This is a genomic window from Pseudomonas sp. MF6776, assembly GCF_016613125.1.
GTDB lineage: Bacteria > Pseudomonadota > Gammaproteobacteria > Pseudomonadales > Pseudomonadaceae > Aquipseudomonas > Aquipseudomonas iridis.
On record NZ_JAENSQ010000003.1, the window covers coordinates 324,165 to 339,243 of the forward strand.

General features: G+C 62.2%; 7 protein-coding genes and 1 pseudogene. 4 read left to right on the top strand and 4 right to left on the bottom strand.

Features of this window, described 5'->3' with window-relative positions; translation table 11 throughout:
- Positions 1 to 61 precede the first annotated feature (61 nt).
- Entirely contained in the window at positions 62 to 10,588 is a 10,527-nt protein-coding gene (locus tag JJD74_RS05295; RefSeq protein WP_200611964.1) for an autotransporter-associated beta strand repeat-containing protein, read from the bottom strand.
- Between the two features lie 439 nt (positions 10,589 to 11,027).
- On the opposite strand from JJD74_RS05295, the gene JJD74_RS05300 reads away from it, so the two are divergent.
- The 3 genes and pseudogenes from JJD74_RS05300 to JJD74_RS05310 all read left to right on the top strand — a co-directional run bounded on the left by JJD74_RS05300 (position 11,028) and on the right by JJD74_RS05310 (position 12,655).
- Positions 11,028 to 11,984, top strand: coding sequence for a nucleoside-specific channel-forming protein Tsx (locus tag JJD74_RS05300; protein WP_042560077.1), 957 nt, complete (start codon positions 11,028 to 11,030; stop codon positions 11,982 to 11,984).
- A gap of 132 nt (positions 11,985 to 12,116) precedes the next feature.
- On the top strand, positions 12,117 to 12,344 hold the full coding sequence (locus JJD74_RS05305) for a DUF6555 family protein (RefSeq protein ID WP_034154602.1): 228 nt from the start codon (positions 12,117 to 12,119) through the stop codon (positions 12,342 to 12,344).
- A 39-nt stretch (positions 12,345 to 12,383) separates the two neighbouring features.
- Positions 12,384 to 12,655 (top strand): annotated as a pseudogene (locus tag JJD74_RS05310) (hypothetical protein).
- A gap of 24 nt (positions 12,656 to 12,679) precedes the next feature.
- On the opposite strand, the gene JJD74_RS05315 reads toward JJD74_RS05310, so the two are convergent.
- The 3 genes from JJD74_RS05315 to JJD74_RS05325 form a co-directional block, all read right to left on the bottom strand.
- Positions 12,680 to 12,847, bottom strand: coding sequence for a metallothionein (locus tag JJD74_RS05315; protein WP_080896040.1), 168 nt, complete (start codon positions 12,845 to 12,847; stop codon positions 12,680 to 12,682).
- Positions 12,848 to 13,066: 219 nt separating this feature from the next.
- Positions 13,067 to 13,522 (bottom strand): DMT family transporter, encoded by a 456-nt coding sequence (locus tag JJD74_RS05320; RefSeq protein ID WP_042560080.1) that lies wholly within the window; start codon positions 13,520 to 13,522, stop codon positions 13,067 to 13,069.
- A 3-nt stretch (positions 13,523 to 13,525) separates the two neighbouring features.
- Positions 13,526 to 14,011: a DMT family transporter gene (locus tag JJD74_RS05325; protein WP_042560081.1), complete on the bottom strand. Its 486-nt coding sequence runs from the start codon at positions 14,009 to 14,011 to the stop codon at positions 13,526 to 13,528.
- Between the two features lie 112 nt (positions 14,012 to 14,123).
- Between JJD74_RS05325 and JJD74_RS05330 the strand changes: the two genes are divergently transcribed.
- Entirely contained in the window at positions 14,124 to 15,059 is a 936-nt protein-coding gene (locus JJD74_RS05330) for a LysR family transcriptional regulator (protein ID WP_200611968.1), read from the top strand.
- Positions 15,060 to 15,079: the final 20 nt, after the last annotated feature.

The window sequence follows — 15,079 nt, forward strand, 5'->3', positions numbered from 1 at the left end:
ATCTTTTGCCCCTGCAAAAAAAACCGCCCTTTCGGGCGGTTAAAAGTGCTTCGACCCTAAATCAGAAGCCAAGGCTGAAGCTGATCGTCATCGCATGATCGTTGTTGTCATCCGACAGTTGCCCCGAGTAGCCGATACCCAGTTTGCCGGTCGGGCTGATCTGGAAGTCCACGCCCGCTTCGACTATCGCGCTGTCCTTGGCAATTGGTACGCCTTGGGTGCTGAACGAGGCGCCGCCGTCGATGAAGGTCAGGTCGGCATCAGGTTTGGTGTCACCGAAGGCATGCCGCCAGCCCACTGCCGCGCGCGGAGTGAATTGCCCGCCGTTGGCCAGGGTGATGACTTTGCCGGCGCGCAGGCCGAGGGTGGAGAAGGTGATGTCCTGCTCGGCATCAGCCTTCAGACGCCCTACTCCGCCTTTTTCCTTGGCCTTGTCGGTGTCGTAGTTGACGTAGGCCAGACCGGCGAACGGCTCCAGAGCAATGCCGGCAGCTTGCATTGTGTAACCGACTTCACCGAACACCTGAGCGCTACGAGCGTCGTAATTGGCCTCCAGACGATCGTTGTAGGTGCCGACGCTGACATCGCGTTTGGTCTCGATGTCGTGCCAGCTGTAAGCCGCGCCGAGGCGCACTGCCAAAGCATCGAACTGCGAGTTGAGGTATGCCGCCAGGTGGTAGCTTTCTACCGTGGCATCCGAGCGACGATCATGCGCATCGAGGTCGCTGCGGGTGTAACCGGCGGCCATGCCCAGGCGCCACTGATCATCGAGTTGCTTGTCAGTGCCGAGCATGAAGCCGCTGAGGTTGCGGTCGAGTTTGGCGCTGTTGCTGTCGCCATCCGACTCACCCCAGGCGCCAAGTGCGCGCGCCCAGCCGACCATCTCGCCGTGGCAACCGTTGCTGCTCAACTGGTTGTCGCTTGGCGCCAAGGCACGGCGTGGATCATCCGGCGCACTGCACGAAGGCTGGCGCATGCGATCGTTGACGGCTTCGCGCACGTAACGCGAATCCTCGAGGATCGCACTGGCGGTACTCGCATGAATCTCCCCGGACAGGCTGTCGAAGGCATTGCGTGCACCCGCCGCACTGAGGTTGACGATTTGGTCCTGCAACGCCGCGCCGGCCGCACCATTGCGCGACAACGCCGAAGCGCTGTTGCGCTGGTTGCCCGTGGCGGCGACGTCGGCGAGCGAGTTGTCGTTGCGGCTCACCACCAGGTTTACCGCGTTGGCGTCGTACACCAGAGTCGAATCGAGGAACGCGTATTGCGGCAGATCCGCTGCGCTGAAGGTACCGGTGACACCGCCGCCCGCCGTGATCAGCGAATACGTGGTGTTGCCAGTGAACGGCGCAAGCGAGTTGACTTGCAGACCGCCACCCAGCGCAGCCGTACCGCCGACCGCCAGCGGTGTAGCGGTTGGCGAGCTGACTGTCAGCGCCAGCACACCGCTGGAAGCATTGGTCAGGTTGCCGGCGACACTCAACGTGCCCGCCTCGGCCCCGGATTGCACCAGACCATTGTTGACCACCGAACCGACGCTACCGTTACCGCTGAGCGCAGCGCCGCTGGCGACAGTGACTTGCCCTCCCAACGAGGCCTGAGCAGCGCGGCTGCCGACTTGCAGCACGCCTTGATCGACCGCTACGGTGCCGCTGAACGGGTTATCACCGGTCAACAGCAAGGTGCCCGTGCCGCGTTTGAGCATGGCGCCGAGCCCGCGCAACGACCCGCTAAATTGCCCGTTGAAGTTCTGCACGAACAACAGCGAAGCGTTGTTGAGGATGTTGCCTTGCAAGCTGGTGGTATTACCCACCAACGTACCGCCGCTGACAGTCGTACCACCGCTGTAAGTGTTGGCGCCGCTCAACACCAGAGTCCCGGAATCGAGCTTCTCGATGCCGCCCGTGCCCACCAGCGGTGTGGAGATTTCCGCGCTGCCGCCAGCATTCACCCGCACCGGTGCGAGACTGCCGTCTGCGCCGTTGACCGGAGTCAGCGTACCGCCAGCGCCAGGCGCCAGGCTGTAGCCATTGCTGAGGAACTGCAAACCAGTGAAGTTCCGATTACCCAACACGGTGACAGTGCCGGCCTGACCACCAAACACAGCGAACTGCCCGTTGGAGGCCAACGCCTGGGTGCCGCTCGGATCAGTCCAGTTGGTCCCCGGCCCCCACACACCACTGCCGCCACCGATGCTGCCATCAGGATTGGTGGTGCCGCCGTTCCAGAACTGCACTTCACCCGGCGAGTCTTGCACCAGCAGATTGATCTGATTGGCAATGGCGGTTTGCAGGGTCAGGTTGGCTTGCGCAACCGGCAGGCTGCCGTAGACCAGACCGTTGTCGGTCAGGCTGCCGCCGTAGCTGAACAGTTGATAGACGCCAGTGCCGAAGCCACCGGCGTTGCTGATGTTCAGCGTGCCGTCGAGGGTCAGGTTGCCGGCGACTTTGACCACCGTGGTCGAGCTGGCGGCAGACCCGAGGCTGAAGTCCAGATCAGTCCCCGAAGACAACGCCAACGCACCGACCGACAGCGGTGTCGCCGTGCCGCCACCGGCCAGGGTCGCGCCGTCGGCCAGTTGCAGCGAACCGCCCAATTGACCGCCACCGCCAATCTGCGCACCGCTGGCGACGTTGACGTTGGCGCTGTTGAGCACACCGTTGACGGTCAAAGTGCCGGCCTGCACAGAGGTGTTGCCGGTGAAGCTGTTGTTGCCGGTCAGCAGCAACTGACCGCTGCCGGTTTTGTTCAGCGTGCCGGTACCGGTGAGGTTGCCGGTGTAGCTGCCGTCGGCGTTTTGCTCGAAGGTCAGCGCCGCGTTGTTGGCGATTGCACCTTGCAGGCTGCTGGTGTCGCCTCGAGTGCTACCGCCGTTCAGCGTGGTGCCACCGCTGTAGGTGTTGGCGCCGCTGAGCAGCAGGTCGCCGCTGCCGTTTTTCACCAGACTGCCGGTGCCGGTGACAGCGCCGATCAGCGTAGTGTTCTGGTTGCCAGCCAGTGTCAGCTCGGCGCCCAGGTTGATGGCGTTGGCCAGTTGCAGCGCCGAGGTGCTGTCCAGCGTGCCGTTGCCGAGCACACTCAATGCACCGCTGCTGATTGCGCTGTTGTTGCCCAGAACCAGCGTGCCGCCACTCAGTTGGGTGCCACCGGAGTAAGTATTGCTGCCATTGAGAGTCAGGCTCGAAGCACCGGTTTTGATCAAACTGCCGCTGCCGCTGACGACGCCACCAAGGGTCAAGGCGTTGGAGCCGGCGACGCTCAATCCTCCGTTGAGCACCACATCATTGCCGAGGCTGACAGCGGTGTTGCTGTCCAGCGCAGTGCCGTTCGCTGCAGTTAACACACCAGTGCCGAGCGCCGCGTTGTTGCCGACGACAATCGTACCGCCATTGAGCGCAGTGCCGCCGGTGTAGCCGTTGGCAGCGTTGAGCACCAGGGTGCCGGTGTCATATTTGCCGAGGGTGCCTGCGCCGTTGAGCGCTACACCGACGGTTGCCGTGGCATTCGGATCAACGCGCACCGAGGCGTTGCCCAGCGAACCATTGACCAGATTGAGCGATCCCGCCGTGCCGTTCTGCAGGCTGTAGCCATCGGTGACGAACTGCATGCCGGTGATGGTTTGCGCGCCGTTGACCGTAACCGTGCCCGCCGCGCCCTGGAACACCGCGAAGTTGCTGGTCCAGCCCTGATTGGTGGTGCCGTTGACGTCGGTCCAGTTCGTGGTCCCGGTGCCCCAGGTACCGTTGCCACCGTCGACCGTGCCGTTGGCGACCAGTTGGCTACCGTCCCAGAACTGCACGGTGACGGCTGGCGCGGTGACCAGCAGGTTGAGCTGATTGGCCTGCGCGGTCTGCAGTTGCAGATCGCCCACTGACACACTGCCCGGCACGCTGCCAATGAGCATGCCGTTGTCGATCAGGCCACCGGTGTAGTTGATCAGGCGATACACGCCGCTGCCAAAACCGCCGATGTCACTGACATTGAGTGTGCCATCGAGGGTCAGGTTGCCGCCGACATTGACCAGCGCGTTACCGCCACCCGACACCGGCGTACCGAGGCCGACGTCGAAGCTGGAGTTGCCGCCAAACACCAGGGAGTCCACCGACAAGGTGCTGCCGGTGACACCCGCCAGATGTCCGCCATCGGCCACGGTCACGGCACTGGTCAACGTGCCGCTGCCGCCGAGTGTGCCGCCGTTGTTGACCAACACATTGGCGCTGGCCAGCGAACCGTTGACCTGCAAGGTGCCGGCGTTGACGTTAGTGTCGCCCGTGAGGTCGCTGATGCCGCTCAGGGTCAGGCTGCCAGTGCCGAGTTTGGTCAGCCCGCCGTCACCGCTGAGGATGCCGGCGAACGTGCCGCTGACGTTATTGCTGCCCAGGCTCAGCGTGTTGCCGGTGCCGATCAACGCGGTGCCGCTACCCGTCAGGCTGGCGAGACTGCCCGATGCGCCGAGGTTGAGGGCTGCGCCAGCACCGAGGTTGACCGTCGCTTCATTGCCCAGCGCTGTACCGCTCAGGGTGGTGAGGCTGCCGGACAGCACCTCGAAGGTCCCGCTGAACGTGTTGTTGCCGCTCAACGTCAAGTCGGCCAGGCCGTTTTTGCTCAACGTTCCGGCCCCGGCAACCACGCCGCCCAGGGTCAGGTTATTGTTACCGGCCAAGGCCAGATTCGCATTGACGTTGACGTCGTTCGCCAGCACCAGCGGCGAGCTGTTGTCGAGGGTCGACGCGCCAGCCACGTTCAGTGCGCCGGAACCCAGTGCCGCAGCGGTGCCAAGAGTCAAGGTGCCGGCATTTAAGGTAGTGCCGCCGGTGAAGGTATTGACGCCGTTGAGGGTCAGGTTCGACGCGCCGTCCTTGATCAGTCCGCCCGCGCCGCTGACTACACCGGCGAGCGTCAGGTTGTTGTTGCCGGCGTTGCTCAGGTTGGCGTTGAGCACGATGTTGTTGCCCAGGCTCAGCGCACTGGTGCTGTCCAGCGCCGAAGCGCCGGCCACGGTGAGGTTGCCCAGCCCCAGCGCCGAGTTGCTGCCGGCAGTCAGGGTGCCGGCGCCCAGGTTGATGCCGCCAAGGAAGTTGTTGTTGCCGCTCAGGGTCAGGTTGGCAGCGCCGGTTTTGCTCAGGCTGCCCGCACCATTGATCGTGCCGGCAAGGGTCAGGTCTGCCGTGCCGCCAATGCCGAGGTTACCCGCCAGATTGACCGCGTTATTCACCGAAACCCCGGTGGCGGCATCGAGCGTGGTGCCGCCCGCCGCGTTCAGGGTGCCGGAGCCCAGCGCCGAGTTCGACGCCAGAATCAGTCCGCCGGCATTCAACGCGACTGGGCCGAGGAAGGCATTGTTGCCGCCGAGCGTCAGGTTGGCCACACCGGTTTTGATCAGGCCGCCAGTTCCGCCGATCACGCCGTTGAGCGTCAGCGCATTGCTGCCGACCACGGTGAGGTTGCCATTAAGGGTCGCTGCGTTGCCGAGAGTCACCGCAGCATTGCTGTCCAGTTGCGTGCCGGCGTTGGCGGTCAGTGTGCCGCTGCCCAGCGCGGTGTTGCTGCCAACGATGATCTTGCCGCCGTCCAGTTGCGTGCCGCCGCTGTAAGTGTTGGCGCCGTTGAGCACCAGGGTGCCGGTATCGAGTTTGTTGAGGATGCCGCTGCCATCGATATTGACGCCGATGGTCGCGGTCACACCCGGATCAACGCGCAACGCGGTGGTCCCCCCGGTGCCGTTGACAGCAGTCAGTTGCCCCGCCGTGCCATTCACTACGTTGTAGCCATCGGTGAGGAACTGCATGCCGGTGAACGCTTGCGTGCCGTTGACCGTCACGGTACCCGCCGTGCCCTGGAATACCGCGAAGTCGCCCGCCCACGGTTGATTGACCAGACCGTTGGCATCGGTCCAGTTGGTGCCGACCGCATTCCAGGTACCGGTGCCGCCGTCGACGACGCCGTTGGCAATGTTCTGGCTGCCATCCCAATAACGGATGTTCACGTTCGGTGCCGACACTTGAATGTTGATCTGGTTGGCCACACCGGTTTGCACGATCAAGTCGCCGAGGCCGTAGCCGACCGGTACGCCGGCAACGTCGAGACCGAGATTGGTCAACGCACCGGTGTAGTTGAACAAGCGATACACACCGACCCCGAAACCGCCGGCGTCAGTGACGTTGAGATTACCGTCGAGGGTGAGGTTGCCGCCGACATTCATCAACGACGCGGTCGACGGTGTCCCCAGTGCCACATCAACATTGCTGCCGGCCGCGAGGGTCAGTGCACCGGCGGACAGTTGATTGCCCGAGGACAGCGCCAGATGACCGCCGCTGTTGACGTTGACGGTACCGAGCGCCGAACCGGTACCGCTCAGGGTGCCGCCGGTATTGACGTTGATCTGCGCGCTGGCCAGTGAACCGCTGAGATTCACGATGCCGCTGTTGATCGCGGTGTCGCCGGTGATGCCGTTGATTCCGGTGAGGTTCAGAGTGCCGGTGCCGACCTTGATCAGGCCACCGCTGCCACTGAGGCCGCCGTCGAACGTACTGGTGACGTTGCCACTGCCGACGGTCAGCGTGTTGCTGCCGGTGAGCTGCACGTCGCCGCTGCCGGTCAGCGCGCCGAGGCTGGCGTCGCTGCCCAGATTCAAACCGGCGCCAGCGCTGATGTTCACGCCTGCGGTGTTGCCCAGCGCATTGCTGTTCAACGTCGTGACGCTGCCGGAGACGATGTTCAGCGCCCCGGTGAACGTGTTGTTGCCAGCCAGGGTCAGGTCAGACAGACCGTTTTTGGTCAGGCTGCCGGCGCCGTCGATAACGCCGTTGAGGCTCAGGTCGTTGTTGCCCGCGACGGTCAGACCGGCGTTCAACGTGATCGCATTGCCGATTCCGAAGGAAGCGCTGTTATCCAGGGTTGCCGCGCCGCCGACGATCAGCGCGCCGCTGCCCAAGCCGTTGGCATTGCCCAGGGTCAGGGTGCCGCCGTTCAGAGTCGTACCGCCGCTGAAGGTGTTGTTGCCGTTGAGGGTCAGGTTGGCCGCGCCATTCTTGATCAATTGGCCGGTGCCGCTAGTGATGCCGCCGAGGGTCAGGTTTTGCGTCCCCCCCACGGTCAGTGCAGCGTTGAGCGCGACGCCGTTGCTGAGGCTGACCAGCGGCGAGTTGCTGTCCAGTGTTGCCGCGCCAGCGACGGTCAGTGCGCCGGAGCCCAATGCCGAACTGTTGCCAACGGTCAGCGTGCCGGCGTTCAGGGTCGTGCCACCGAGGAAATTATTGGCCGCGTTGAGAATCAGATTGGCCGCGCCGTCTTTCACCAGACTGCCGGCGCCGCTGACCAGGCCGGTCAGGGTCAGATCCGCCGTGCCGCCGATGTTCAAGGCACCGGCCAATGCCACCGCATTGTTCAGGCTCACGGCGGTATTGGCGTCGAGCGTAGTGCCTGCCGCCGCGTTCAATGTGCCGGCGCCCAGCGCGTTGTTACTGCCGAGGATCAGTTTGCCGGTGTTCAGCGCGGTGTTGCCAAAATAGGTGTTGGCGCCGTTGAGGGTCAGGTCGGCGGCGCCGTTCTTGACCAGCCCTCCGATACCGGCGACCACGCCACCGAGGGTCAGCGCATTGGTGCCGCCCAGAGTCAGCGTGCCGCCGAGGTTGACGTTGTTGGCCAGGGTTGCTGCGGTGCCGGCATCAAGCGTGGTGCCGTTCGATGCGTTCAGCGCACCAGTGCCGAGCGCCGTGTTGGAGCCGACGATCAGCGATCCGGCGTTCAGCGCGGTGGTGCCGGTATAGGTGTTATTGCCGTTGAGAGTCAGGCTTGAGGCGCCGGTCTTGATCAGGCCATTACCGCCGCTGATTACGCCGCCAAGGGTCAGCGCGTTGGCGCCGCCAGCGGTGAGGTTGGCGTTGAGGGTGATCGCGTTGCTCAACGTCACCGCCGAGCTGCTGTTGAGGGTGCCCGCCCCGGCCACGGTCAGTGCGCCAGTGCCGAGTGCTGCGCCATTGCCGACAGTCAGACTGCCGGCGTTCAGCGTGGTACCGCCAGTGAACGTGTTGGCGCCACTGAGGGTCAGGTTGGCCGCGCCATTCTTGAGCAACTGACCGGCGCCGTTGATCACACCGGAGAGGGTCAGGCCACTGCTGCCGCCGAGGGTCAGGGCACTGCTGTTGAGGTTGACGTTGTTGGTCAGGTTGACGGCGGTGTTGCTGTCCAGTGTTGAAGCATCGATGACGTTCAACGCACCGCTGCCCAACGCAGCAGCATTGCCCACGGTGAGGGTGCCGGCGGCCAGCGTGGTACCGCCGAGATAGGTGTTGGCGCCGTTGAGAGTTAGGTTAGTGAAACCGCGTTTGGTCAGCCCGCCACTGCCACTGATAACACCGCCGAGGGTCAGGTCAGCGCTGCCACTGAATTCCAGATCGCCACCCAGGGAAACGGCGTTGTTTAATGCGACCGTGGTGCTGGCATCAAGCGCGGTGCCTGCCGCAGTCGTCAAGGCACCCGTACCCAGCGCGGTGTTGGAGCCGACAATCAGCGTGCCGGCATTGAGCGCGGTACCGCCGGCGAAGGTGTTGTTGCCGCTGAGGGTAAGATCCGCCGTGCCGTTCTTGATCAGGTTACCGGCGCCGCTGACGACGCCACTCAGACCCAATGCCTGCGTGCCGCCGATGGTCAGCCCTCCCGCCAGCGCTACGGCATTGGCGAGCGTCACGGCCGTGGTCGCGTCAAGCGTGGTGTTGGCCGCCGCGTTCAATGCGCCAGTGCCGAGCGCGGTGTTGCTGCCGACAAACAGGCTGCCGGCGTTGAGCGCGGTGTTGCCGGCGTTAGTGTTGTTGCCGGCCAGCGTCAGGCTGGCGCTGCCGCTTTTGGTGATGGCGCCGGTGCCGGACAAAATGCCGTCCAGGGTCAAGGCATTGCTGCCGAGCACGTTCAGCACGCCAGTCATGGCAATGTTGTTGGCCAGCGAGACGTTGGCGGTGCTGTCGAGGCTGGTACCGGCAGCCGTGTTCAGTGCGCCGCTGCCCAGCGAGTTGTTATTGGTCACCAGCAAACTGCCGGCGCTCAGGGTGGTCGTGCCGGTGTAAGCACTGTTGGCGCCGCTGAGGGTCAGGCTGCCAGTGCCGGTTTTGGTGATACCACTGCTGCCGGAGATCAACCCGCCGAGGGTCAGTGCGCCGGTGCCGCCGGCCGTCAATGTGCCGCCGAGGCTGATGGCGTTGTTCAGGCTGATCGTGCCGGGGGCACTCAGGGTTGTCGCGCCAGTGACGTTGACGGTGCCAGTGCTCAGCGCCAGGTTGTTGCCCAACTGCACGGTGCCGCCGTTGAGTGTGGTGTTGCCCAAGTACGTGTTGGCAGCGCTGAGGCTCAGTTGCCCGGAACCGACTTTGGTCAGGCCGCCGCTGCCGGAAATCACCCCGCTGAGGGTGGTGGCGTTGGTGCCTTGCACCGTCACGCCACCGGCACCGAGGGAGATCAGATTGCTGACGTTCAACCCGGCGTTGCTCGCCTGCAGGATCCCGCCGTTGGAGGTGAGGACACCGCTGCCAAATGTGGCGTTGTTGTTGAACTGGGCGACACCGCCGTTGAGCGTGGTCGCGCCGCTGACCAACGGCCCCTGCAAGGTCCAGGTGCCGCTGTTGATGGTCAGGTTGTTGAAGTTGACGTAGGTCGCGCTGGACGCCGTTCCAGTCCCGGTCGTACCGCCGCCGACGCCGATCGGGTTTTGCAGGATCAGGCTGTTGGTGCCACCCGCGCCGCCATCGACGGTGCCGGTCGGGGCGAAGGTCAGGTTGATGCCGATCAGGCCACCGAGACCGACGCTGACCTGAACACCGTCACCGACCTGCACCGTAGAACCGGTAATCGCCGTGAACGTGTTGGTGCTGCTTGCGCCCATCGACACGCCGCCGGTAATTGCGCCGGCGTTGGTAAATGTATTGCCCGCAGCCGAGGTCTCGAAGGCGATCCGGCCGTTGATGACACCGGTGCTGCTGTTGGTCATGTTGACTTGCGAGCCGCCGTAGACGCCGACTACCGGGGTATCGGCCAGGGTGATGCCACCCACCGAAAGCCCGGTCGAGGTGATGGTGCCGTTGTTGGTGATGGTAGTGGTACCGGCCGCCGCGTTGTTCACCGCGATACCCAAGCCATCGATGCTGGTCAGGTTGAGGCCGAGCAGCATGCCGGTGCCGCGAATGATCCCGCTGGCATTGTTGAGCACGCTGACCGTGCTGGTGGCGCCAGTGCCGATGAAGGCGCCGCCGCTCAGCACCGACACCAGCCCCAACAGTGCCGGGTCGAGGGTGCCGGAGTTGTTCAGGCTGATGTTCACCCCGGTCAGGTCCATCACGTGGCCGCCGAGGGTCGCGTTCATCTGCGCCCCGCTGTTGACGTTGACCGTAAGGCCGTTGGTAGCGCTGCTGAAGTTGTTAAGAAACAGCGGCAGGCTCGGCACGCCGGTACAGGTCACTGTGGAACCGGCGGTGGAGCAAGTGGCCAGCGCCGGAGTGCTCACCGCGCCGAACAACAGTCCGGCGACGCTCAAGTGCACAGCAAGGGAAAGAGGGGAAAAACGCGAAACGAGGGCGACACCGGACCTTACTTGCACAGGCTACTCCTTGTCGTGGCCAATTCTTCCTTGAAGGCGTGCGAAGTCGTGCCTGTTTCGCACGCCAATCAAGACTGCGACGGTCATCACAAAACCGTTGATTGCTGACAAAGCTAGTAGAGCATTGGAGATGGGTGCGGATTAAATGGTGTTAATACTTTAATACTAGGCGCTCTAAACCGGGGCTTTGAGCCTGTGAATACAGGGGATTTGCTGTAACACATCCCTCTCTAGGGGATGCGGCTCGCTGCGATCTTTTGATGTTGCTTTTAAGCACCAAGATCAAAGGATCGCAGCGTGCTGCAGCTCCTGCAGGGCCGCTGGAAGAAAACTGGTACGGCTTATGCAAACGTTTGCGAGCCGTCAATCACGGCATTTTCGCCACACATCCGCCAGGCCCGCAGATTCCGGGCCTTGATCCGCAAAAAAAGGACTTTGCATGCACGTCGCTTCCCTTCTTCGCGCCCCCCTCGCGCGCACGTTTGCTGTTTCCTTGCTACTGACTGGCGTTACCGGAGTTCTCAGTCAAAGCGCATTTGCACAACCGGCCCTGCCCGAGTCCGCCCAGGGCGAAACCCTCAGCCCCGAAGCCAGCCCGCCGAAAAAAGGCGCGTACCTGTCGGACTGGTACAACCAGGACCTGACCCTGATCGGCAGCAAAGACATCAGCTTCGGCCCGCAACCGGCCGACGACATCTACCTGGAATATGAATACTTCGGGCGCAAGGGCCCGTTCGAGCTATACGGCTACATCGACGTGCCGAAAATCTTCAACATCGGCAACAGCCACGACAAAGGCGTATGGGACCACGGTTCGCCCGTGTTCATGGAGCACGAACCGCGGATCTCCATCGACTACCTCGCCGGCCGCAGCCTGGCTATCGGCCCGTTCAAGGAATGGTATGTGGCCTTCGACTGGATCTACGACCACGGCAGCCGCAAAGAAAACCGCGCCAACACCCTCTACAGCGGTTTCGGCACCGACATCGACACCCATTCGCGGGTCAACCTGTCGGCCAACCTGTACGGGCGCTACCAGTGGGAAAACTACGGTGCGAGCAACGAGTATTCCTGGGACGGCTACCGTGCACAGCTCAAGTACATCATCCCCATCGACAAATTCAGCAACGGCGCCTCGCTCACCTACATCGGCTTCACCAACTTCGATTTCGGCTCCGACATCCACAAGGACAACCCGGCACGCACCGCCAACGCGACGGTGGCGACCAACGTGTTGCTCTACGCGTTCACCCATTTGCGCTTCACCCTAGTCGGGCGTTATTTCCATAACGGCGGCAACTGGGAGGATGGCAGCGAGCTGAATTTCGGCGACGGTAATTTCCGCGCGCGTTCGAATGGTTGGGGGTATTACGCGGGGATCGGGTATCAGTTCTGACCTGTAAATGATCACTGGATCGCAGTCATCGGTAGCGCCCATCAGATCAGGGTAGATACCGTCGGACAATCCGAGTGAATTTTCCCGGTGCGCCGCGATCCTTCTATTACCACAGGGAGGAATACGGGCTTTATGAACAACGCAAAACTTTATGTCATCGACTACACCCTTCACGGCACGCCCAAGTCCTTCATTATCCGCTCGGACAAGATGGACAACGCCGAAGCTTGGCATTGGGCGAGTTGCGACGCAGGCGTAGGTCGGATCCCGCGTTTCGGCCGGGAAAAGGTGCAGAAGACCAGTAAACCGATGGCGGAAAAATTCGGCGTGGAAAACGTTGTCTGGCGACCGACAAGCTAAGCTGCGCACAGTGATCGACATCATTCGGGGGAACGCACAATGACCCACCTCATGAGCCCGGCACATCTGGATTACGGCCTGAACACCTTGTTCGGGCGTATCACCAAAAGTGTTGATTGTGCGGTAGGGCTTGAAGCCGTCGAGGGTGATCCGTTTCGCTTCGCGCTTAGGGTGCCGGCGCCGTTACCTGAAGATCTTGATCAGGCGAAAACCGTCGTGGTCACGGTCGAAGGCCGACGCTTGCAAGGCACGGTGCGGCAATAGAGCGGCTGGATGACGACAGCCTGAAACTGGAAGTGGAGCCTGATTAGGCTCCACTTTTTTTAGGTGTACGTTTACTTGGGATGCGCGCACTGGCAGCCCTTGCTGGAACATTCCTCGCCCCCCTTGTGGTGGTGAGCGCAGGCCTCACAGCAATAGTGCTTACCGTGCACAGCGTACGCATGCTCGCCGTCTTTGATGGTGCATTTACATCCGGGGCAATCGCATTTTCTATCAGGCATGGGACAGACTCCTTGGGTTGTGGTTGTCTGAGGCTCGAATGCGAGCCGTAAACAACAGTGTAGGAGCTGCAGAAGGGGGCAATAGATCAAAAGCCCTCACTGTAGCCCTCCCGAAACGTCGGACCGCCCCGAGGGAGAGGGGACTGACCGAGGTGAGCTGAAGGGTTACGCCGATAGGAAACCGTTGCCGCAGCAACGGATATGTACTCAGTCAGTAAATCAATCAACCCCACGAACACTACTGCGATACATAAAAACCAAAGCCAACCCCAAACAAACCATCGCTAAAACCCGACTGGAGGAAAGCTCAATCGCCGGATTCCCCAACCAGCCAAAATTATCAATCAACATTCCCATCCCAAGCTGTCCGACAATGACAGCTACCGTCGCCACAGCCGTCCCCACGACAGGCACCGCGCCCACCATCACCATCATATAAACCACCCCAAACAGCGCCCCCATCAACTGCCACTTGGGCACATCCAGCAGACTCACCGCCTGCGCCGGCTCAAAAAACAGAATCAACAACCCGGTCACCACCGCGCCCACCACAAACGTCAGCAAACTGCTGCGCAATACACCAACGGTTTCACCCAAACGCCCGTTGATCGCCGCCTGCACACTCAACACCGCGCCGGCCAATACCACCACTGCCAACAAAATGATCAGACTCATCACTCACCCCCGCGCAATCAAAACCAATGCCACCACAATCAACCCCAACGCCAGCCAGCGCTCAGCGTTAACCTTCTTGCGCGTGGCCCCGAACCAACCAAAATGATCGATCAAGACACTCTTGCCGACCTGTCCGGACAGAATTGCGATCATCGTCATCGCAATACCGATATGTGGCGTCGCCAACGTCAAGACCACCACATACATCGGCCCCAGAAACCCACCGATCAACTGCCAGCGTGGCAGATCGGTGAGCGCAGGGCCCTTTTGCGGGCCTGCGAACAACAACAGCAAAAACAGAATCGCCGAGCCGACGCCAAAGATGCTCAAGGTCGCCCACAGATGCCCGACCTGCACCCCCAACGGCCCGAGCAAGCCCGCTTCCACTGACAAACCCATGCCCGCCAGAATCACCAGCGGCAGCAACAACAATCGCAACAACGGCTTGGCCACTGGCGCGCTAACACTCACCTCATCCAACGTCTGCATAACCAAAACCTGTGCAAGTAAACGATGGCGCGGATTATCGGCTGGCTTCGCTGTGCGATAAATGGGAGCATCCGGACAACACTTTTGCGTAACTCGCACAGCAGGACGATCCATGCACGGACTCAATGAACTCGGTTTCAAGGCACTCAGACTGTTTGTCGCAGTGCTCGACCACGGCAGCTTCTCCGAAGTCGCACGCCGCGAGGGCGTGGCGCCCTCCTCCATCTCGCGGCAAATCCAGTTGATGGAGCAAGCGCTGAACCAGCAATTGCTCTATCGCCATACGCGCGCGGTGACGCCGACCGAAGCCGGACGCATGCTCGGCCACCACGCGCGGCTGGTGCTGGTGCAACTGGAAGAAGCCGAACAAGCCTTGCAGGAACAGCAAAGCGAACCCACCGGCCTTGTGCGGATCAACGCTCCAGTGGTGTTTGGTCAACGGCATCTGACGCCGTGGCTCGGTCAGTTGTGCGCGCGTTATCCCAAGCTGCAACTGGACATCCAGCAAACCGACCATTACGTCGACCCGTTGCAGGAAGGGGCAGACCTGTTGTTTCGCATCGGCCCGCTGCACGATTCGAGCATGCAGGCGCGGATAATTGCGCCGCACCGCTTTCAGGTCGCTGCCAGCCCGGCCTACCTGAAACGTCACGGCACGCCGCAACATCCCGACGATCTTGTGCACCATCAGTGTCTGGCCTACAAAGGTGCGACTGGCCAGCAGCGTTGGTTTTTCCGTCAGGATCAAGGCGACTGGACGCCCTATTCGGTGAGGGGTCCGATCACCGGCAACCACGCCGACACCCTCACCCAGACGGCCGAACAAGGGCTGGGGTTGGTGATGTTTCCGTCATGGCTGATTGGTGAAGCGGTGCGCGAAGGCACGCTGGTGCCGGTGCTTGGGGAGTATCAGGTGTCGAACAGTCTGGAACCGCAGCAGATCGCGGTGCTGTGGCCGGGGAGCCGGCGGTTGTCGGTGAAGGTACGGACGGTGATTGATTTCTTTGTCGAGTGTTTTGGCGAAGTGCCTTATTGGGACAGACCTTGAGGACTGCACCATCCCTGTAG

Coding starts and splice junctions, on each gene's coding strand:
- JJD74_RS05300 (WP_042560077.1), top strand. CDS start 11,028: ATGCACGTCGCTTCCCTTCTTCGCGCCCCCCTCGCGCGCACGTTTGCT.
- JJD74_RS05305 (WP_034154602.1), top strand. CDS start 12,117: ATGAACAACGCAAAACTTTATGTCATCGACTACACCCTTCACGGCACG.
- JJD74_RS05315 (WP_080896040.1), bottom strand. CDS start 12,847: ATGCCTGATAGAAAATGCGATTGCCCCGGATGTAAATGCACCATCAAA.
- JJD74_RS05320 (WP_042560080.1), bottom strand. CDS start 13,522: ATGAGTCTGATCATTTTGTTGGCAGTGGTGGTATTGGCCGGCGCGGTG.
- JJD74_RS05325 (WP_042560081.1), bottom strand. CDS start 14,011: ATGCAGACGTTGGATGAGGTGAGTGTTAGCGCGCCAGTGGCCAAGCCG.
- JJD74_RS05330 (WP_200611968.1), top strand. CDS start 14,124: ATGCACGGACTCAATGAACTCGGTTTCAAGGCACTCAGACTGTTTGTC.